The sequence below is a fragment of the Nocardia jiangsuensis genome (assembly GCF_042650385.1).
Taxonomy (GTDB): Bacteria; Actinomycetota; Actinomycetes; order Mycobacteriales; family Mycobacteriaceae; genus Nocardia; species Nocardia jiangsuensis.
Genome location: NZ_JBHSAX010000009.1, coordinates 73,604 through 92,505, shown reverse-complemented (window position 1 = coordinate 92,505; position 18,902 = coordinate 73,604). Strand labels below are relative to the sequence as shown.

Sequence of the window (18,902 nt, the reverse complement as noted above, 5' to 3'; positions counted from 1 at the left end):
CATGACCGCGAGCACCACCCCGGTGACCACCGAACCGCACCGCGCCGGTGGCCGCCCCTTCGTGGTCGGGGTCGGCGGCACGCTGCGCGCCGGGTCGTCGACCGAGCGCGCGCTGCGGCACTGCCTGGCCGCGGTCGAGCGCAACGGCGGCGAGACCGCGCTCTTCGCCGGCCCCGACATCGACCTGCCCATGTACAGCCCGCACGACCCCGCGCGCACCGCCGAGGCGGCCGCGCTGGTGACGGCGCTGCGCCGGGCCGACGCGGTGGTGATCGCCTCGCCCGGCTACCACGGTGGTGTCTCCGGGCTGGTCAAGAACGCGCTCGACTACATCGAGGACCTGCGCGGCGACCCGATCGTCTACCTGGACAACAAGCCCCTCGGCTGCATCACCTGCGCCTACGGCTGGCAGGCCGCGGTCGGCACGCTCGGGCAGCTGCGGGTGATCGGGCACGCGCTGCGCGCCTGGCCGACCCCGCTCGGCGTCGCCATCAACTCCGCCGAACCGGTGTGGGACGCCGCGGGCGAGCTGGTCGACGAGACGGTGCGCGGCCAGCTCGAGCTGCTCGCCACCCAGGTGCTCGCCTTCGCGGGGAGCCGCGCGTGATCGCCGAGCGCAGGACCCTGCTGGTGGACGGCGCGCGCACCAGCTATCTGGAGGCGGGCGCCGGCGAGCCGGTGGTGCTGCTGCACGGCGGCGAGTTCGGTGCCGGCGCCGAGGTGGGCTGGGAGTTCACCGTGAACGCGCTGGCCAGGCGGTACCGGGTGCTCGCCCCGGACATGCTCGGTTTCGGCGATTCGGCCAAGGTGGTCGACTTCACCGACGGCCGCGGGCTGCGGATCCGGCACATCGCGCGCTTCCTCGCGCTGCTCGGCATCGAATCGGCGCACTTCGTCGGCAACTCCATGGGCGCGATCAACCTGCTGGCCGACGCCACCTCGGAGCGGCCGAAGCTGCCGCTGCGCAGCCTGGTTGCGATCTGCGGCGGCGGCGAGATCCAGCGCAACGAGCACATGGCGGCGCTCTACGACTACGACGGCTCGCTGCCCGGCATGCGCCGGATCGTGACGGCGCTCTTCCACGGCGGCTCCTGGCCCGCCGACGAGGGGTACGTGCGCCGCCGCTACGAATCGAGCATCGCGCCGGGGGCGTGGGAGGCGCTGGCGGCGGCCCGGTTCCGGCGGCCGGGGCTGGAGCCGCCCGCCGCGCCGTCCACCGAGCGCGCCTACCACCGCATCGGGGTTCCGGTGCTCGTGATCGAGGGTGGCGAGGACAAGCTGCTTCCCCCCGGCTGGGCGGCCGAGATCGCCGCGCTGCTCCCGGACGGCCGCTCCGCGGTGGTGCCCGGCGCCGGGCACTGCCCGCAGATCGAGCGGCCGGAGATCGTGAACGCGCTGCTCCTGGACTTCCTCGCGAACTGTGCGAAAACCGACTCCCGGAAGGAGATCTCGGCATGAGCGAATCAGGCCCGGAGGCGGGAGCGGAGCGTGGCCACGGAGGGCCTTCGCTCATGCCCAATGGATACCGCATGAGCGATCTGGCAGGCAGGGTCGCCGTCGTCACCGGGGGAGCGGCCGGGATCGGCCGGGCCGTGGTGGCGCGGTTCGTGGCCGAGGGCGCGCGGGTGGTGGTCGGCGACCTTGACCCCGAGCGCGGGGCCGAGGCGGTCGCCGGGCTCGGCGCGGCCGCGGTGTTCCAGACCACCGACGTCTCCGACCCCGAGCAGGTCGAGGCGCTGGTCCAGCGGGCGACAACCGATTTCGGCGGCCTGCACATCATGGTGAACAACGCGGGCATCTCCGGCCGGATGCACAAGAGCATCCTGCACGACGACCTGGCCGACTTCCACCGGGTGCTCGGCGTGAACCTGCTCGGCGTCATGGCAGGCACCAGGCACGCCGCGCGCCACATGGCCGAGCACGGTGGCGGCTCGATCATCAACCTCTCCTCGATCGGCGGCATCCAGGCGGGCGGCGGCGTGCAGACCTACCGCGCCTCCAAGGCCGCGGTGATCCACTACACCCACTCCGCCGCGATCGAGCTGGCGCAGTTCGACATCCGGGTGAACTGCCTGGCGCCGGGCAATATCCCGACCTCGCTGCTCTCCTCGTCCGGCAGCGGCATGTCCGACGCGGCGCGGGAGAAGTTCACCCGGCTGGCCCGCGAGGCCATGCAGAACGACCGCCCGCTGCGCCGCGACGGGACGCCGGAGGACGTGGCGGAGGCCGCCGTCTATCTCGCGAGCGAACGCGCTCGCTACGTCACCGGGACGGTGCTGCCGATCGACGGCGGCACCCGCGCGGGCAAGCCCCTGGCCAAGCAGTTCGACAAGGCAGCCGCGCGCTGACCCCGGAGAGAGAGAACCCATGAAAGTCACTGTCGATCAGGTCAAGTGCGTCGCGGCCGGGCACTGCGTGATGCACGCGGACGAGGTCTTCGACCAGCGCGACGACGACGGCATCGTCGAACTGCTCGATCCGAACCCGCCCGAAGAGCTCGCCGACGAGGTGCGCCAGGCGGCGGCGGTCTGCCCCGCCATGGCCATCCACGTCGAGGAATGAATTCCCCCACCCTCCAGGAGTGAACCGTGACCGATACAGCCACCAGCAGCGTGACCGCGGAGGTGCCCGAGTACCCGATGGTGCGCTCCGCCGGCTGCCCCTTCGCGCCGCCCGAGCAGGCCCTGAGCATGGGGCGGGCCCGCCCGCTGAACCGGGTGCGGATCTGGGACGGCAGCACGCCGTGGCTGGTCACCGGCCACGCCGAGTTCAAGGAGCTGATGTCGGACCCGCGGGTCAGCGTGAACGACAAGGTGCCCGGCTTCCCGTACTGGAACGAGGGCATGAAGGCGATCAAGGACTCCAGGCCGAAATCGCTCTTCACCACCGACGGTGAGGAGCACCAGTTCTACCGCCGGATGCTCACCAAGCCGTTCACCTTCAAGCGGGTCAAGCAGCTCCGCGACGTGATCCAGCAGGTCACCGACGAGCACATCGACGCCCTGCTGGCCGGGCCGCAGCCCGCCGATCTGGTCGCGGCGCTGGCCCTGCCGGTGCCGACGCTGATGATCAGCGAGATGCTCGGCGTCCCCTACGCCGACCACGAGTTCTTCCAGCAGCACGCCAGCGCCAACGTGGACCGCTTCGCCACCAAGGAGCAGGCCGAGGCAGGCCGCAGCATCCTGGCCCGCTACCTGGTCGAGCTGGTGAAGCAGAAGCTGGAGGAGCCGGCCGAGGACGCGCTCTCCGACATCGCCGAGCGGGTGCGGGCCGGCGAGATCGACATGCGCGAGGCCGCCCAGCTCGGCACCGGGCTGCTCATCGCCGGCCACGAGACCAGCGCGAACATGATCTCGCTCGGCGTCCTGGCGCTGCTGCACAACCCGGAGCAGTGGGAGCTGCTGCGCACGAGCGACGACCCGAAGCTGGTCGCGAGCGCGGTCGAGGAGCTGCTGCGCTACCTCAGCGTCATCCAGAACGGCCAGCGCCGGGTGGCGCTGGCCGACATCGAGATCGCCGGCGTCACGGTGCGGGCGGGCGAGGGCCTGATCTTCGACCTGGCACCGGCGAACTGGGACGAGAAGGCGTGGGAGCAGCCGGAGCGGCTCGATATCACCCGGCCCGCGCTGCAGCACGTCGGCTTCGGCTTCGGGCCGCACCAGTGCGTCGGGCAGCAGCTGGCCAGGGCCGAGCTGCAGATCGTCTTCGGTACGCTGGCGCGGCGGATTCCCACACTGCGCCTGGCGATTCCGTTCGAGGAGGTCGAGTTCAAGCACGACCGGCTCGCCTTCGGGGTCTACTCGCTCCCGGTCGCCTGGTAGTGGCCGGCCGCGCGGCGCACACGTGTTGTGCGCCACTGCGCATCACCGTACAATGCGGCGCCGCGCCGAGTACTATGCCCTGATGCACACCAGTGAGGAGCAGCAGCCCGCTTGGAAGGCGCGTGCCGTGGAGCGGTCGCTGCGCACCGCGACGCAGCGGGCGGGCGATCGGGTGCAGAAGTTCCTGGACGCCGCGCAGGCCATCATCACCGAGAAGGGGAGCACCGATTTCACGGTGCAGGAGGTGGTCGACCGCTCCCGCCAGTCGCTGCGCAGCTTCTACCTGCAGTTCGACGGCAAGCACGAGCTGCTGCTCGCGCTCTACGAGGACGCGGTCGGCCGCACCGCCGCGCAGATCAGGGCCGCCACCGGCACCGCGGACGACCCGGTGGCGAAGCTGCGCACCGCGGTCGAGCTGCTCTTCCAGCTCTGCTGCCCGGACCCGGAGGCGCGGCGCCCGCTCTTCACCGAGTTCGCGCCGCAGCTGATCGGCTCGCACCCGAACGCGGTGCGCTCCGCGCATACGGCGCTGTTCACGCTCTTCGCCGACCTGCTCGTCGAGGTGCAGGAGGCGGGTGCGCTCGTGCCCGGCGGGAACCCGCGCAGGCTGGCCGCGCTGACCATGCAGACGGTCATGTTCATCGCGCAGCCGTCGGATACCGACGGCGATCCCGATCCGATCACCGCCGACGAGGTCTGGCGCTTCTGCGCGCACGGTATCGCCGCGCGCTGATCTCCCCGTCCTCCCTCGGGCCCCGGTTCGCCGGGGCCCTTTTCCTTTCTCTCCGGATCGCGAGAGAATGCCGCTCTCATTGTCGGAGAAGGTAAGTTACACTGGCGTTCGCTGTTCTCCAGAGAGGCGAATCCCTGTGACCACCAGTGCGGCCAGCGACGTGTACTACGACCCGTACGACGTCGAGCTCAACGCGGACCCCTTCCCGATGTTCAAGCGGCTGCGCGACCAGCTGCCGCTCTACTACAACGAGAAGCACGATTTCTACGCCATCAGCCGGTGGGCGGACGTGAACGCGGCACTGATCGACCACGCCACCTACAGCTCGGCCAAGGGTGCGATCATCGAGTTGATCAAGGCCGATATCGAGATCCCGCCGGGCGTGGTGATCTTCGAGGATCCGCCGATCCACGACATCCACCGCGGGCTGCTGTCGCGGATGTTCACCCCGCGCAAGATCCAGGCGCTGGAGGCGCAGATCCGGCAGTACTGCGTGGACAGCCTGGAGCCGCACGTGGGTACCGGCAAACTCGACTTCATCACCGACATCGGCGCGCAGATGCCGATGCGCACCATCGGCCTGCTGCTCGGCATCCCGGAGCAGGACCAGGAGGCCATCCGGGACTTCGCCAACGAGCAGATGCGCACCGAGGAGGGCAAGCCGATGAAGGCGGCCTCCGAGGGCATGGACACCGGCGACATCTTCTCCGCCTACATCGACTGGCGGGTGGAGAATCCCGCCGACGACATCATGACCGAGCTGCTGAACGTCGAGTTCGAGGACCACACCGGCGAATGGCGCAAGCTCACCCGCACCGAGCTGCTCACCTACGTGAACGTCGTCTCCGGCGCGGGCAACGAGACCACCACCCGGCTCATCGGCTGGGCCGGGCGGGTGCTCGCCGACCACCCGGACCAGCGCCGCAGGCTGGTCGAGAACCCGAAGCTCATTCCCAAGGCCGTCGAGGAGCTGCTGCGCTTCCAGCCGCCCGCCCCGCACGTCGCGCGCTACGTCACCCGCGACGTCGAGCTGCACGGACAGACCGTGCCCGCGGGCAGCGCCATGATGATGCTGATCGGCGCCGCCAACCGGGACGAGCGGCAGTTCGCGCCGGACGGTGACGTGTTCGACATCGACCGGGACACCAGGGGGCACCTGTCGTTCAGCGTCGGTACGCACTTCTGCCTCGGGTCCGCGCTGGCGCGGTTGGAGGGGCGGATCGCGCTCGAGGAGATCCTGAAGCGGTTCCCGGAGTGGGAGGTGGACTCGAGCGCCGCCCGGCTCTCGCCCACCTCCACCGTGCGCGGGTGGGAGACCCTGCCCACCTTCACCGCTTGAGGTTGTCCCGACCGCGCCGGCTGCTCGCGCTCGGCTTCCCGCGGCCCGGTGTCACAGCGCGCAGCGCGCGCCGGGTTCCGGGGTCTTCAGGTCGATCAGGTAGCCGGCGACTGCGTCGTTGACGCAGGGGCTGGCGCCGCCGAGCGCCACGGTGTGCTGCTCGGCCTCGACGGTGAGCAGCGTGCCGCCGAGGGTGTCGGCCAGGCTCACCCCGCCGTCGTAGGGAGTGGTGGGGTCGCCGGTGATCGAGATGGTCAGGGTGGGCGGGAGCCCCTCGATGCCGGTGGCGTACGGGTAGCCGAGGGTGGGTTCGGCCGGCCAGGCTTCGCAGGGGTCGCGGGCTCCGTCGGGGCCGAGGCCGGTGTCCAGGAACGGGGCCACCTGGTGGATGCGGCCCTTCAGCTCGACCTCCTGCTCGGGGGTGTGCCGCTCCTCGTCCAGGCAGTTGATGGCGAAGAGCGCCTCGGTGAAGTTGCCGTAGCGGCCGTCGGCGCCGCGGCCGCCGAAGGCGTCGCCGAGCGCGGCCAGGGTGGTGCCCTCGCCCGCGCGGAGCTCGGTGAGCCCCTTCCAGATCACCGGCCAGGCCCTGGCGTCGTAGAGCCCGGCGATCACGCTGCCGACAGCGCCGTCGTACTCCATCGGGCGGCCGTCCGCCAGGATGATCGGGCGCTCGATGAGCGGCCGGGTCAGCGCCTGGAAGGCGGCGGTGGCCTGAGCCGGGTCGGGGCCGAGCGGGCAGTCCGGGGTGGCGGCGCAGGCGGCGGCCATCACGTCGAAGGAGCGCTGGAACCCGGCGTACTGGGTGAGCCTGCGCTCGTCGGTGCCCTTCAGCGGGTCGATCGCGCTGTCGAGGACGAGCGCGCGCACCCGCTCCGGGAAGGTCTCGGCGTAGACCGCGCCGAGCCGGGTGCCGTAGCTCTGGCCGAGGAAGTTCAGCTTCTCGTCGCCGAGCGCCGCGCGCAGGATGTCCATGTCGCGCACGGCATCCCTGGTCCCCAGGTGTGCCAGGACGTCCTCGCCGCCGGAGCCCGCGGCGCAGCGCTCGACCAGGCGGCGGGTGTCGTCCGCGGTGAGCGTCTTCGGGCCGATCAGCACCGAGGTGACCGCCTCCCCGGCGTCGATCTCGGCGTCGGTGAAGCAGTCCACCGCCGGGGTGGAGGCGCCGACGCCGCGCGGGTCGAAGCCGATCAGGTCGAAGCGCTCGGTCACCGGGCTCTGCGCGAGCGTCTGCGCGCCGACCGCGGCCATGCTCATGCCGGGGCCGCCCGGGCCGCCGGGGTTGAGCAGCAGCGAGCCGATCCGTTCGCCGCGCGCGGGTGCCTTCAGCACCGCGATGCTCAGGGTGCGGCCGTCGGGGTCGGTGTGGTCGAGCGGCACCTCCAGCCGGGCGCATTGCAGCGCCGGATCGCCGGCGAAGGCCTGCTCGTCGGCGGCCGTGGTGGCGTAGCCCGCGCACGGGCCGAAGCTGAGCCGCTGGTCGTAGAAGCGGTCCAGGTTCGGCGGGGCGGTGTCGGCGCCGCAGGCGGCGAGGCCGAGCAGCAGCGGTATCGCGGCGGCGAGCAGGGCGAACTTACGCATGGGTATCCCCTCGGTCGGTCTTCATCGCGATGCCGATGCGCCGCATGACGTCGAGCTGGGCCGGGTTGTACAGGTCGCGCATGGCGACGCCGATGGTCTGGGCGGCGCGCTGCGGGGGCAGGTCGAGCTCGCGCATGCCCGGGTGCGCGGCGAGCAACTCGCGGATCCGCGGGACCATGCGCTCGGCCAGGTCGCGGCGGGTCTCGGGGTCGGCGTCGGCGGGCAGGTCGTCGAACTCGCGGTCGACCTCGGTCGGTTCGTCGGAGCGGATCAGGTCGGCGTAGGCGTCGAGCTGGTCGCCGGTGAGCAGCCTGCTCAGCACCGTCACCATGCCGCGGTCGGCGCCGGTGAGGTCGGCCTCGGCCGCGGCCAGCGCCAGCTCCGGCGGCAGGTCGGTCGGCGGCGCGTGCCGCAGCAGCAGCTGCAGCTCGACCCTGGCCCGCTGCAGCCGTTCGATGGTGGCCGCCAGCTCGTTGTCCAGCGCGCGCAGCGCCGCCTCCGGATGCTCGGTCGCGTCGCCCATCTCGGCGATCTGCGGTAGCGAGAAGCCCAGGTCGGTCAGCCGCTTGATCTGCAACAGCCGCACCAGGTGCGCGACGCCGTAGTGCTTGTAGTTGTTGCTGCCGCGCTCGGGCTCCGGCAACAGCCCGACGTCGTGGTAGTGCCGCACCGTGCGCAGGCTGGTCCCGGCGAGCTCGGCGAGCTGCCTGGTGCTCCACCCCATGCTGTCCTCCTCGGGTCGGTCGGTCCGGCCAGTCTCGGGTGTGCCGCAGCGGCACAGTCAAGGGTGATCCGGGTCATGCCCGGAAGGTCTTGAGTATGCCGTTGCGGCCGGGTGTCTCATGGGAGCCGTCCCCGCTCGACGGAAAGGAAAGCCATGATCGGCGTCGAGGAATTCTTCGGCTCGCCCGCCTTCACCGCGCCCGTCATCTCCCCGGACGGCACCCGCATCGCCTACCTGGCCCCCCGGAAGAACCGGATGAACATCTGGGTCAGGGACGTGGAGGGCGGTGAGCCGCGCTGCGTCACCGCCGACGAGACCCGCAGCGTGCAGAACGTCTTCTGGTCCCGGGATTCCCGCTGGCTGCTCTACGCCCAGGACGAGGGCGGGAACGAGCTGTGGCACCTCTTCCGCGCCGACCCGGACGCCCCCGGGGCACCGGCCGTCGACCTCACCCCGTTCCCCGGCGTTGCCGCGCTGGCGCCGGAGCTGCCCGCGCACCGCCCCGGCATCGTGCAGGTGCAGCTGAACAAGCGCGACCCCGTCGCCTTCGACCTCTACGACCTGGACATCGAGTCCGGCGAGCTCACCGGGGTGGTGCGGAACCCCGGCGGCATCGGCGCCTACCTGCGCGCCCCCGACGGCACCGTCTACGGCACCGGGCTCACCGACGCCGGCGACCTGGAGCTCAGCCGCTTCACCCCGGACGGCTTGCGGCGCGTCGCCCGCTTCGCCGGCCGCGACTACCCCATGCAGATCGCGCCCTTCCGGCTCACCCCGGACGGCACCGGGCTCTGGATGGGCTCGAACCGGGGCACCGACCGCATGCGGCTGGTCCGGCTCGACCTGGCCACCGGATCCCAGACCGCGGTGGACAGCCACCCGTCCTTCGACCTCGACCCACGCTCGACGGTCGACCCGGCAGCGCCGGACCCGCTCATCACCGACCGCGCTACCGGGGCCCTGCTCGGTGTGCGCTACCTGGACGAACGGCTGGAGATCAGGGCGCTCGACCCGGGCTTCGCCGAGATCCTCGACCGACTCACCGCGCTCTCCGACGGCGACATCGAGACGCTCTCCGCCGACGACTCCGGGCAGCGCTGGGTGGTGACCTTCGAACACGACCGCGACCCCGGCGTCGCCTGGTTCTACGACCACGCCACCGGTGCGAGCAGGCTGCTCGGCCGCGCGCACCCGCACCTCGACCCCGCCGCGCTCGCCCCGATGCGCCCGCTCTCGATCACCTCCCGGGACGGGCTGCGGCTGCCCCTGCACCTGACGCTGCCGGTCGGGGTGGAGCCCGCCGGGCTGCCGCTGGTGGTGCTGCTGCACGGCGGGCCGTGGTTCCGCGACCACTGGGGCTACTCCGGGGCCGTGCAGTTCCTGGCCGACCGCGGCTACGCCGTGCTGCAGGTGAACTTCCGCGGCTCCACCGGCTACGGCAAGGCGTTCACCAGCGCCGCCATCGGCGAGTTCGCCGGCGCCATGCACGACGACGTGATCGACGCGGTCGAGTGGGCCGTCGGTCAGGGGTACGCCGACCCTTCCCGGATCGGGATCTTCGGCGGCTCCTATGGCGGGTACGCGACGCTGGTCGGCGTCACCTTCACCCCCGACGTCTTCGCCGCGGCCATCGACTACGTCGGCATCTCCAGCCTGCCGAACTTCCTGCGCACCCTCCCGCCCTTCACCCGCCCGCACCTCGCCAACAACTGGCACCTCTTCGTCGGCGACCCCGACGACCCGGAGCAGGAAGCGGACATGCTCGCCCGCTCGCCGATCACCCACGCCGACCGCATCCGCACCCCGCTGCTGGTGCTGCAGGGCGCCAACGACCCGCGCGTGGTGCGCGCCGAATCCGACAATCTCGTTGCCGCGCTGCGTGGTCGGGGGGTTGCGGTGGAGTACATCGTCAAGGACGACGAGGGGCACGGGTTCGTGAATCCGGAGAACCAGATCGACATGTTCCGGGCGGTCGAGCGGTTCCTGGCCCGGCATCTCGGGGGGAAAGCTCCCGTGGGCGAATAGTGGGTGCGGGGCGCGACAGATGCCGCGCGGCCGACCGGGCGTGGTCGCGGCGGCGAACCTGGAGCACGCCGTGACCATTCCCCGAGCCGTCCCAGCTGATCCGGCCGGGTTGCAGTACCGCCCTCAGCACTGCCGAAATTCGGTGCGGGTCGCCGAGTTCGCGAGCCCATTCGACGAACGGCGACTTGCCGGACAGGTGCCCGGTGATGGCCAGGGACAGCTGGCGGTGCTCGAGCAGGCCCGGCCGTGCGGCGACGGCGCCGGCGCCGGGCGGTGGCTCGGAGTGCGCGTACGCGACTCGCATGAGGGCCCCTCTGGGTAGGTTTGCCGGGAAGGTGTATGACAACTGTGCCGCGCGGCGGTGGGGCCGAAATAGCGACTGGCACAACACCGCCGTCACACCGGCGTGCTCGCTGCGTCATACTCGGCCGGGCAGGGTGGAGGGGGCTTCGCCATGGAGTGGACCGGCTTCGAGGCGATTGCGCTGAAGAACGCCACTCGGCGATCGATTCGTGAATTCGCCACTGATCTCGGCGTTGGCCAGAACACCGTCACCAAGTGGGGTCGCCTCGGCTCGGAGATTCGACTGCGTCCGCTCACCCAGCGCGTACTGGACGAGGCGCTGGCGCGGGCGGACGAGTCGGCGAAAGAACGATTCGCCGAGATGGTGCTGCGGGGTGACGGGACGAATCCGAGGACGCCGTCATCCGATGGCGACGGCGCCGGCTGGCCGGCGGGGCAGGTGGTCAACCTCGATCTGCGCATCGATCTGGAAATCAGCGCCGACAACACCGCTGAGCTGACCTATCGGTACGAGACGCTGAACCTGACGGATCGCCCGCTGACGCGAATGCTGCGTGAACGCCGACTACATCTCCGAGTGCGGCCGAGCCGCTCGGGAATCGCTCGATGGCGCCGGTATCGCGTGGGGGCCGAAGACCATGGCGGAAGCGGCCGCCGCGGAGGGCCCGCTCGAGCCGGCCGATGTGCAGGACGCCATTCGCGCGGCTGTCGCGGAATACGAACCGGCGGTCCGGGATGCGACAGGATCAGATGCCCACTATCGGCTGACCGTCGAAACCGTCGACGTGGATGCGTACTGGGCCTACTGGCTGGATGGGGCCGGTGATCGGGTGCGGCTTCGGCTGAATTCGCGGAATGCCCAGTACACGGCGGTGCGTGCGCGCCAGTTCGCCCTGCATGAAGTCCTCGGACACGGGTTGCAGAGCGCGAGTATCGCGGCCCGCTGCACCGAGGACGACGTGCCGTGGGTGCGGCTGCTGTCGGTACACGGGCCGCAGCAGGTCCTGCTGGAGGGCTGGGCGCAGGCCATGCCGCTGTTCATCGCGCCCGATGACCGGCAGCTCGGGACGCGGGTGCGGCTCGACCACCACACGCAGCTCGTGCGGGCCGAGCTACACCTGCGCCTCGAGCGCGGGACGGCGATCGAAGACTGCGCGGACCTCGCGCGGCGACGCGTGCCCTGGTGGACCGATCGCTACATCGCCGATGCCCTCGCCGACCGGGGCGCCGATCCGCAGCTGTGAAGCTACCTGTGGGCGTACGCCGCGGGCATCGATTGGTTCGTGCACCTGACCGAGGCGCCGGCGCCCACCGTCGACACCGTTCCCCGCGCGGCCTACCGCGCCCCACTCACACCGGTTGAGTTGCGGGAGCTCTGACCGAAGGGGCCGAGCCTCGGCGGCTGAGGTTCAGGGCGTTCCGCCGACGACCCCGTCCGCGAACAACTCCGCGATCTCCGCGTCCCCCAAACCCAGCTCCCGCAGGATCTCCTCCGTGTGCTCACCGAGCAGGGGCGCGGGGCGGGTGTGGAGTTGGGCAGGCCCTTCGGAGAGGGAGAACGGGAGGGTGCTGTGCCGGGCGGTGCCGAAGACCGGGTGGTCGACCGGTTCGAAGAAGCCGCGGGACACGAGCGGCGGGAGTTCGGCCTGGTGGTGGGGTTGCAGCACCTTCGCCACCGGAACGTCGGCCGCCCAGAGGAGCGAGACGATCTCGTCGGGGGAGCGCTCGGCGCACCAGTCGGCGAGGTGCCCATCGAGGAGGTCGTGCTGGCGGCGGCGCCCGGCGGCGGTGCACAGCTCCGGGTCGAGTGACCAGACGGGCGTGCCGAGTGCCGCGCGCAGGCGACGCCACTGCGCGTCGTCGGCTACGGCGATGGCGACCCAGAGGTCCTCGCGGCCGAACTCGTCGGTTCCGGCGGCGCGGTACAGGTTCTGTGGGGCGGCGGCGGGGCCGCGGTTCCCGTCGCGGGTGAGCAGCGCGCCGTAGGCGGAGTACTCGATGACCTGCTCGGCGGCGACGTTCATGGCCGCCTCGACCATGGCCGCCTCGATCACGACACCCCGCCCCGTGCGGCGCCGGTGCTCGAGCGCCAGCAGGAGCGCGTTGAGCGCGTGCACCCCGGCATTGGGGTCACCGATGCAGTAGGGCTCGATGGGGTTGGTGTCGGGATAGCCGGTGAGCGCGGTGATCCCGGAGGTGTCCTCGATGACGTAGGCGAAGGCGGGGTTGTCCCGCCACGGCCCGTCCAGCCCGAACCCGGGCATGCGCACCATGACGATGTCCGAACGCAGCGCCCGCACACTGGCCGCGTCCAGCCCGATCTGCTCGAGCACTCGAGGGGTGTAGTTTTCCACCACCACATCGCAGGTGGCGACGAGCTTCTTCAGCAGCGCCTGCCCGCGCTCGGTGCGGAAATCGACGGTGAGCCCGCGCTTCCCGGTGTTCAGCCCGGAGAAGATGGGGGAGCGCTCCCACCACTGCGGTTCCGAAGCGGGGACGCCGGCGATGAGCCGGGTGCCGTCCGGCCGGCCGGCCGACTCCACGTGGATCACGTCGGCGCCGAGCAGGGCCAGGTAGTGGGTGACGGACGGCCCGGCCCAGAAGGTGGTCAGGTCCAGCACCCGCAGCCCGCGGAAGGGAAGCGGATCACCCGGCGCGGCAGCGGTCTTCGCCACCAGCTCGGCTGACCGGTAGTAGGCGGTGTGCGCACCGAGCCGCGGCGCCGGACCCGGCTCGCGCAGCAGCGCGGGCGAGGTGCGGTGGGGCGGCCCGGGCTGGGTGAACCCGTCCCGCGGGTTGGTGGTGAAGAACTTCCGCGCCACGTGGTGGTCCAGCTCCGCGACCGTGGCCCCGTCCGCCACCGGCCCGTTCGGAATCCGGAACGCCGTCGCCAGATCCTGGACGACATCCACCGGCTGCTCCGCCATCCACGCCTGGATCTCGGCCGCCTTGGCACCCGCCCGCTGGGTGATGGAGAGCTCGGTGTCCTCGTCGATCCACTCCGCGTGCCCGACCATCGCGCACAGGTCGAACCACTGCTGCGCGGTCCCGCACCCCACCGCCACCAGCCCGTCCGCGGCGGTCGCCACCCCGGGCACGCTGAGCCTGCGCTCGGTGCGGAACGGCCGCCCCAGCCCGTCGTGGAACGACACCGGGAAGTAGGTGAGCCCGAGGATCTGCGTCTCCAGCACGGAGAGGTCGACCAGCGCACCGCCGCCGCGCAACCGCGCGACCTGGGTGGCCACCGCCGCGTGCGCACCGGCGAACCATTCCCCGATCTGCCCGCCGACGTGCACCGGCGCCCGATCCGGGGCCCCGCGCCCGAGCCCGACGATCCCACCGGACCACGCCTGCAGTGTGAACTCGGTGGCGGCATGCGAACTCCACGGCCCGCTCAGCCCGAACGGCGTGATCGCGGTGACCACGAGGTGCGGATACCGCTGCCGCAGCACCGCGGGGGTGAAGTGCTCGGCGAGCCGCGAGCCGGCGGACCAGAGCACCACGTCGGCGGCGGCCAGCAGCTTCTCGACCAGGTCGAGCCCCGCCCCGGGGTCGGCGACCACGCTCTCGGTGGAGCAGGCGAGGAAGGAGAAGAGCGCCCCGTCCGAACCGGGCGGGACGACCGCGCCGGAGGCGGACCACCGGCGCAGCGGATCACCCTCCGGCGGCTCGGCCCGCACCACCCGGGCACCCCCGTCGGCGAGCAACTTCGCGCAGTACCCGCCGGAGATACCGGTGGCCAGATCGACCACCAGCCACTCCCGCAGCGGCGGTTCGGCGTGCGTCACGACAACCCCTACGGCTTGTTCCGGCCCGACCTGCTGAGCCGGAAGTCGGGCGGGAACCGGTCGTCGTTGTCCTTGACCGAGTTGTTCAGCCCGCCCTCGAAGGCGTTGTCCAGCATGAGGTCGTCCTCGTCGGCGGCGATGTGCCCGCCCATCGACTCGAAGAAGCCGCTGAGCAGGCTGCCCATGTACTCGCCCTGCTGCTGCTTCATGATCTCGAAGAAGACCTTCTGCATGAACACCGTGTCGGTGGGGCGGTTGCGCGAGCAGGCCAGCGCGTACTTGGCCGTCTCGGCCTCCAGCTCGGCGCGCGGGACCACCTTGTTCAGGAAGTTGCACTCGTACATCTCGGCGGCGGAGAAGGCGCGGCCGGTGAAGACCATCTCCTGGAAGCGGCGCAGCCCCATGGTCTGCGCCCAGGTCCACATGCGCGGGCCCCAGCCGTAGTAGCGGAAGGAGGGGTGGCCGAACAGCGCGTCGTCCGAGGAGATCACCAGGTCGGCGTCGGCGGCCTGGTAGAAGTGCCAGCCGTAGCAGTAGCCCTTGACCTCCAGGATGGAGATCTTCTTGAACTCCTGCAGGCTGCGGCAGCCGGCCGAGGCGTTGGCGTACCACTGGCTCACCGAGGCGCCGTGCCGGAACGAGCCGCGCGGGGGGTAGCGCACCTCGTCCGGGCCGATCCGGAACTCGGCCAGCCGCGGGCCCTGGTCCTCGGACTCCTGCATCGCCATGAACTCGGGCAGGTCGGCGCCGGTGCCGAGATCCCGGCCCTCGCCGCGGACCACCAGCACCTTGACCTCGTCGTCCACGCTGGCCCGGTGGATGAGGTCGGCGTAGCGGAGCCGGGCCGCCGCGGTCGGCGCGTTCAGCGCGTCCGGGCGGTCGAAGGTGATGGTGGCGATCCGGGTCTTCGGATCCTTCTCGTAGCGGATGATCTCTTCCGCGGACGGTTGGTCGGGCATGGGTACGGCTCCTTCGCCGAAGGGGTGGGGTGCGGCGGGCGGGCCGGGTGCGCGCCGGCCCGCCCGGCGGGAGAGAGGGGCTCAGGCCGTGCCGTGCGGCACGTCCGTGAGCAGTTCGGCTCCGTCGTCGGTGATCAGCACGGCGTCGCGGGTGAATACCGCGCCGACGCCCGACTCCCACACGTACCCGGTGAGCGCGAGCACCATGCCCGGCTCCAGCCGTTCGGCCGCCGCGGTGGCGGGCAGCTGCGGCGAGACCACCGGCGGGTCGAACCCCATCCCGAGCCCGCGCGCCACCGGCATCGGCGGCAGCGGCTCACCGGCCGCCTCGTAGGCCGCGAGCAGCCCGCTGGACGGCTCCCCGGCCCGGCTCGCCGCGAGCAGCCGCTCGCGCACCACCTCGCTGCGCCGGAACAGCGCGGCAACCGCGGCGTCGTCCCCGCCGGGCACCGCGACGGTCCGCCCGACCTCACCGATGTACCCGTCACCGAGCACCCCGGCGGAGATCGCCACGAGATCGCCGGGGCGCACGGTCCGGTCCGCGTCGGCGCGCCGCCACGGATGCTCGCGCGAGGTGACCCACACCGAGTCCTGCTGCGCGGGCGTACTGATCCCGCCGGCCGCCATCGCCTCCAGCAGCACGCCGGTCAGCGCCTGCTCGGTCCGCCCCGGCGCCAGCTCGGCGGCGGCTGCCGCGAGCCCGGCCTGCGCCACCCGCAGCGCGCCGCGCAGCACGGTGACCTCCGGTTCCGTCTTGATCCGCCGAGCCGCCCGCATGGCCTGCTCGCCGTCGACGAACTCGGCGTTCGGGAAGGCCATCGGCAGCAGCTGCGCGAAGGTGGGGGAGAGGCAGTCGGTGCCGACCCGCGCCGCCGTCGACGCGCCCGCGATGTCGCGGAGCACCGCCATGGTGTTCAGCGGATTCCAGACCAGCCCATACAGGTGGTCGTGCGGGATGTCGTCCGGGATGCCCTCGTCCCAGGTGCTCAGCAGGTGCACCTCCCCGGTCTCCCTGATCACGGTCGCGACGGGGCCGAAGGGCCTCGTCCCGGCCACCCAGAGCTGCGGGGCGCCGGAGACGTAGCGGGCATTGGCCTGCCTGCCGAGCACGAGGACGTCCAGGTCATGGGCTTGCATCTGTGCCAGTGCGCGATCGCGCCGCCCATGCCGCAGGGCGCGATCGTCCGGCAGGATCTCAATTCCCATAGGGGGCGTACGGGTAGTCGGTGAGAGGGGTCCACCCCTCCTCGGTGATCACGATGATCTCCTCGCTTCGGTATCCGCCGGTGCCGTCCTCCCAGACGACCGGCTCCAGCACCAGCACCATCCCCGGCTCGAAGACGAAGTTCTCGTCGTACTCCGCGCCGAGATCGGTGCCGATCATGGGCATCTCGGCCGCGCTGACCCCGATGCTGTGTCCCAGGTAGAAGTGCGGCAGCCAGGGTTTGGCTCCGCCGTTGGCGGCGATCGCCGCACGGGCCAGGTCGGCCGCGGTGGCGCCGGCCTTCGTGACGTCGAGCACGGCGGTCAGGATGGTCCGCCACTGGTCGAACTGCCGCTGCTGCGCGGCGTTCGGCCGGCCGCCGACCAGCCAGGTGCGGCCGAAGTCGGAGCAGTAGCCGCCGTAGGTGATGCTGACGTCGGTCCAGAGCACGTCGCCGGCTTCCAGCTCGCGCTCGGTGGTGAGCAGCGGAAGCGCCAGGTCGCCGTGCGTGGTCCAGACGCCGTCGGCCTTGGTGTCCGGCATGACCTGCCAGATGGCGTCGAGCATGTTCGCGGTCGCGCCGTACTCGAAGGCGCGGCGCACGAAGCCGGCCGAGAGGTCGATCTGCCGCCTGCCCGGCGCCAGCGCCGCCTGCACCTCGGTGACGGCCCGCTCGGTGATCCGGCACGCGGTGCGGATGCAGGAGATCTCGTCCGGGGTCTTGATCACCTTGGCCGGGCCGACCACCAGCGCCGCGTCCGATGGCGCGCCGCCGGGGAAGATCTGCTTGCCCGCGCGCAGCATGGCGCCGGTGTGCTCGTCCACCGCGACGCTCGACCCGGCCGGGATCAGCTCGGCCAGCAGCCGCGCGAAATTCTCCACGCCCTCGTCGAATTCGAGGTAGACCGGGCCGTGCAGGTGGTCGGCGGGCAGGTCGCACTCGGCGGAGGCGCCCTCGCGGAACGGCATGAACAGGTGTGGCCACGGGTCGTCGCGCAGCACCACCGCGACCGGGCGCTCGACATGCGAGAGCCCGGCGTCGCCGAGCGGCCAGTTGGCCCCGGTGGCGTAGACGACATTGCTGTTGTTCAGCAGCACCAGCGCGTCGACGCCCTTGGCGGCCATGCTGGCGCGTAGCCTGGCCCCGGTCTCCCGCCGCATCCGGCCCCGGTCGGGGACGTCCGGGATCGGGAAGGCCACGCTGCCACGCCGGGTGGCGAAGGCGGTCATCCGGCCAGCCCGAGGAAGTCGAGGATGTTGCCGCTCACGATGCGCGCCGCGTCCTCCGGGCCGACCGCGTCGACCACGGTGGCGATGGACTTCTCCGAGTAGCCGAAGGTGCTCTCGTTGTGCGGGTAGTCCGACGACCACATGACGCGGTCGCGGCCGATCAGGTCGACCATGGAGAGCCCGAGCGGGTCGACCATGAACGAGGCCCGCATGTGGTTCTCCCAGTAGTAGCGCACGTCGTGCTCCACCGGCCGGTCCAGCATGTGCTGGAAGGAGGCGAGCATGTGCTCGGCGTCCTGGATCGCCGACGGCACCCAGTTGATGCCGCCCTCGAACCAGCCGATGCTCAGCCCGGGGTGCCGGTCGAGGATGCCGCTGAAGATGTACTTGGAGAACAGCTCCCGGAAGGGCGCGACATTGTGCATCATGCCGACCGCGACGCTGTTCACCTCGCAGGGCGCCGAGAGCGGCGACTCGCCGATGTGGTGCGAGACCGGCACGCCGGACTCCTCGATGGCCTCCCAGACCGGCCGCATGGCGGTGGAGGCGTAGTCGATGACCTTGCCCTCCTCGTCCTTGCCCGCGGAGAGCGGGAGCAGGAAGGTGCGCAGCCCCAGCGACTTCAGCTCGGTCAGGGTGCGCCGCGCACCGTCGCCGTCCCACCAGTTGATCAGCCCGACGCCGTAGAAGCTGCCGTTCGACTGCTCCTGCAGCTCGGCGATGTAGGCGTTGTAGGTGCGGAAGCAGAGCTCGCGGATCGCCCGGTCCGGGTAGAAGAGCAGCGCGAGCAGCGCGTTCGGGAACGCGAGCTCCTTGGCGATGCCGTCGGCGCGCAGGTCCGAGATCCTGGCCTCCAGGTTGCCGCTGCCCGACCCCTCCAGGGGGTCGTACTGCATCAGCACGTGGCTGAAATCGCCCGGCAGGAAGGACTTCCCCTTGCGGCCGAGCTGGAAGGCGCCGTCCTCGTACCAGACCCGCGGCGCCTTGTCCTTCAGCTCCTCCGGAAAGCGCTCGAAGAAGATGTCGTGCGCGAGCGAGATGTGGTTGTCCGCCGAGAACACCTCGGTGCCGACCGGCAGGCCCAACGCACCCGCCGCGTGCCCGCGGCGATCCTTCGGTGGCCCGAAGCCGCCGGGCGGATACAGCGAGACGCTGCTGGTGGGAACCGACATCGTGACCCTCCCATGGGTTCGAATCG

At 71.4% G+C, this 18,902-nt stretch carries 16 protein-coding genes; 9 read left to right on the top strand and 7 right to left on the bottom strand.

The window, feature by feature from the left end; translation table 11 throughout:
• The first annotated feature begins 1 nt into the window (after nucleotide 1).
• The 7 genes from ACFO0B_RS09650 to ACFO0B_RS09620 all read left to right on the top strand — a co-directional run bounded on the left by ACFO0B_RS09650 (nucleotide 2) and on the right by ACFO0B_RS09620 (nucleotide 5,893).
• Nucleotides 2–607 carry an NADPH-dependent FMN reductase gene (locus ACFO0B_RS09650; RefSeq protein ID WP_378612011.1) on the top strand — a complete coding sequence of 202 codons (606 nt, stop codon included), beginning with the start codon at nucleotides 2–4 and terminating at the stop codon, nucleotides 605–607.
• Entirely contained in the window at nucleotides 604–1,458 is an 855-nt protein-coding gene (locus tag ACFO0B_RS09645; protein ID WP_378612010.1) for an alpha/beta fold hydrolase, read from the top strand. Before ACFO0B_RS09650 ends, ACFO0B_RS09645 begins: the two co-directional genes overlap by 4 nt.
• 71 nt (nucleotides 1,459–1,529) lie before the next feature.
• A complete protein-coding gene (locus ACFO0B_RS09640; protein ID WP_378612009.1) occupies nucleotides 1,530–2,348 on the top strand; it encodes an SDR family NAD(P)-dependent oxidoreductase in 819 nt (272 codons plus the stop codon).
• 19 nt (nucleotides 2,349–2,367) lie between these two features.
• Nucleotides 2,368–2,562 carry a ferredoxin gene (locus ACFO0B_RS09635; RefSeq protein ID WP_378612008.1) on the top strand — a complete coding sequence of 65 codons (195 nt, stop codon included), beginning with the start codon at nucleotides 2,368–2,370 and terminating at the stop codon, nucleotides 2,560–2,562.
• A gap of 26 nt (nucleotides 2,563–2,588) precedes the next feature.
• Nucleotides 2,589–3,821 (top strand): cytochrome P450, encoded by a 1,233-nt coding sequence (locus ACFO0B_RS09630; protein WP_378612007.1) that lies wholly within the window; start codon nucleotides 2,589–2,591, stop codon nucleotides 3,819–3,821.
• Nucleotides 3,822–3,903: 82 nt separating this feature from the next.
• Nucleotides 3,904–4,554, top strand: a complete 651-nt coding sequence (locus ACFO0B_RS09625) for a TetR/AcrR family transcriptional regulator (protein ID WP_378612006.1) — start codon at nucleotides 3,904–3,906, stop codon at nucleotides 4,552–4,554.
• 136 nt (nucleotides 4,555–4,690) lie between these two features.
• Nucleotides 4,691–5,893 (top strand): cytochrome P450, encoded by a 1,203-nt coding sequence (locus tag ACFO0B_RS09620; protein ID WP_378612005.1) that lies wholly within the window; start codon nucleotides 4,691–4,693, stop codon nucleotides 5,891–5,893.
• A gap of 51 nt (nucleotides 5,894–5,944) precedes the next feature.
• Here the strand turns inward: ACFO0B_RS09620 and ACFO0B_RS09615 are convergent, their stop codons facing one another.
• Both ACFO0B_RS09615 and ACFO0B_RS09610 read right to left on the bottom strand, forming a co-directional pair.
• Nucleotides 5,945–7,471 carry an alpha/beta hydrolase gene (locus ACFO0B_RS09615; protein WP_378612003.1) on the bottom strand — a complete coding sequence of 509 codons (1,527 nt, stop codon included), beginning with the start codon at nucleotides 7,469–7,471 and terminating at the stop codon, nucleotides 5,945–5,947.
• Nucleotides 7,464–8,195 (bottom strand): MerR family transcriptional regulator, encoded by a 732-nt coding sequence (locus ACFO0B_RS09610; protein ID WP_378612002.1) that lies wholly within the window; start codon nucleotides 8,193–8,195, stop codon nucleotides 7,464–7,466. The genes ACFO0B_RS09615 and ACFO0B_RS09610 overlap by 8 nt, the downstream gene beginning before the upstream one ends.
• A 153-nt stretch (nucleotides 8,196–8,348) precedes the next feature.
• Between ACFO0B_RS09610 and ACFO0B_RS09605 the strand changes: the two genes are divergently transcribed.
• The gene (locus ACFO0B_RS09605; protein WP_378612001.1) at nucleotides 8,349–10,220 is read left to right on the top strand and encodes a S9 family peptidase; all 1,872 of its coding nucleotides are present in this window, start codon (nucleotides 8,349–8,351) and stop codon (nucleotides 10,218–10,220) included.
• 857 nt (nucleotides 10,221–11,077) lie between these two features.
• Nucleotides 11,078–11,767, top strand: a complete 690-nt coding sequence (locus ACFO0B_RS09600; RefSeq protein WP_378612000.1) for a hypothetical protein — start codon at nucleotides 11,078–11,080, stop codon at nucleotides 11,765–11,767.
• A gap of 165 nt (nucleotides 11,768–11,932) precedes the next feature.
• Here the strand turns inward: ACFO0B_RS09600 and ACFO0B_RS09595 are convergent, their stop codons facing one another.
• The 5 genes from ACFO0B_RS09595 to ACFO0B_RS09575 all read right to left on the bottom strand — a co-directional run bounded on the left by ACFO0B_RS09595 (nucleotide 11,933) and on the right by ACFO0B_RS09575 (nucleotide 18,876).
• On the bottom strand, nucleotides 11,933–14,311 hold the full coding sequence (locus ACFO0B_RS09595) for a CaiB/BaiF CoA-transferase family protein (RefSeq protein ID WP_378611999.1): 2,379 nt from the start codon (nucleotides 14,309–14,311) through the stop codon (nucleotides 11,933–11,935).
• A gap of 8 nt (nucleotides 14,312–14,319) precedes the next feature.
• Nucleotides 14,320–15,270, bottom strand: a complete 951-nt coding sequence (locus ACFO0B_RS09590) for an enoyl-CoA hydratase/isomerase family protein (protein WP_378611998.1) — start codon at nucleotides 15,268–15,270, stop codon at nucleotides 14,320–14,322.
• An 81-nt stretch (nucleotides 15,271–15,351) separates the two neighbouring features.
• Nucleotides 15,352–16,476, bottom strand: coding sequence for a M24 family metallopeptidase (locus ACFO0B_RS09585; protein WP_378611997.1), 1,125 nt, complete (start codon nucleotides 16,474–16,476; stop codon nucleotides 15,352–15,354).
• Complete coding sequence (locus ACFO0B_RS09580; protein ID WP_378611996.1) at nucleotides 16,466–17,704, bottom strand: M24 family metallopeptidase; 1,239 nt, start codon at nucleotides 17,702–17,704, stop codon at nucleotides 16,466–16,468. Before ACFO0B_RS09580 ends, ACFO0B_RS09585 begins: the two co-directional genes overlap by 11 nt.
• Nucleotides 17,701–18,876: an amidohydrolase family protein gene (locus ACFO0B_RS09575; protein ID WP_378611995.1), complete on the bottom strand. Its 1,176-nt coding sequence runs from the start codon at nucleotides 18,874–18,876 to the stop codon at nucleotides 17,701–17,703. Before ACFO0B_RS09575 ends, ACFO0B_RS09580 begins: the two co-directional genes overlap by 4 nt.
• Nucleotides 18,877–18,902 lie beyond the last annotated feature (26 nt).

Bases quoted from the DNA above. Each gene is read 5' to 3' on its own strand.
- ACFO0B_RS09650 (WP_378612011.1), top strand. From the start codon at position 2: ATGACCGCGAGCACCACCCCGGTGACCACCGAACCGCACCGCGCCGGT.
- ACFO0B_RS09640 (WP_378612009.1), top strand. From the start codon at position 1,530: ATGAGCGATCTGGCAGGCAGGGTCGCCGTCGTCACCGGGGGAGCGGCC.
- ACFO0B_RS09635 (WP_378612008.1), top strand. From the start codon at position 2,368: ATGAAAGTCACTGTCGATCAGGTCAAGTGCGTCGCGGCCGGGCACTGC.
- ACFO0B_RS09625 (WP_378612006.1), top strand. From the start codon at position 3,904: ATGCACACCAGTGAGGAGCAGCAGCCCGCTTGGAAGGCGCGTGCCGTG.
- ACFO0B_RS09615 (WP_378612003.1), bottom strand. From the start codon at position 7,471: ATGCGTAAGTTCGCCCTGCTCGCCGCCGCGATACCGCTGCTGCTCGGC.
- ACFO0B_RS09610 (WP_378612002.1), bottom strand. From the start codon at position 8,195: ATGGGGTGGAGCACCAGGCAGCTCGCCGAGCTCGCCGGGACCAGCCTG.
- ACFO0B_RS09605 (WP_378612001.1), top strand. From the start codon at position 8,349: ATGATCGGCGTCGAGGAATTCTTCGGCTCGCCCGCCTTCACCGCGCCC.
- ACFO0B_RS09590 (WP_378611998.1), bottom strand. From the start codon at position 15,270: ATGCCCGACCAACCGTCCGCGGAAGAGATCATCCGCTACGAGAAGGAT.
- ACFO0B_RS09585 (WP_378611997.1), bottom strand. From the start codon at position 16,476: ATGGGAATTGAGATCCTGCCGGACGATCGCGCCCTGCGGCATGGGCGG.
- ACFO0B_RS09580 (WP_378611996.1), bottom strand. From the start codon at position 17,704: ATGACCGCCTTCGCCACCCGGCGTGGCAGCGTGGCCTTCCCGATCCCG.
- ACFO0B_RS09575 (WP_378611995.1), bottom strand. From the start codon at position 18,876: ATGTCGGTTCCCACCAGCAGCGTCTCGCTGTATCCGCCCGGCGGCTTC.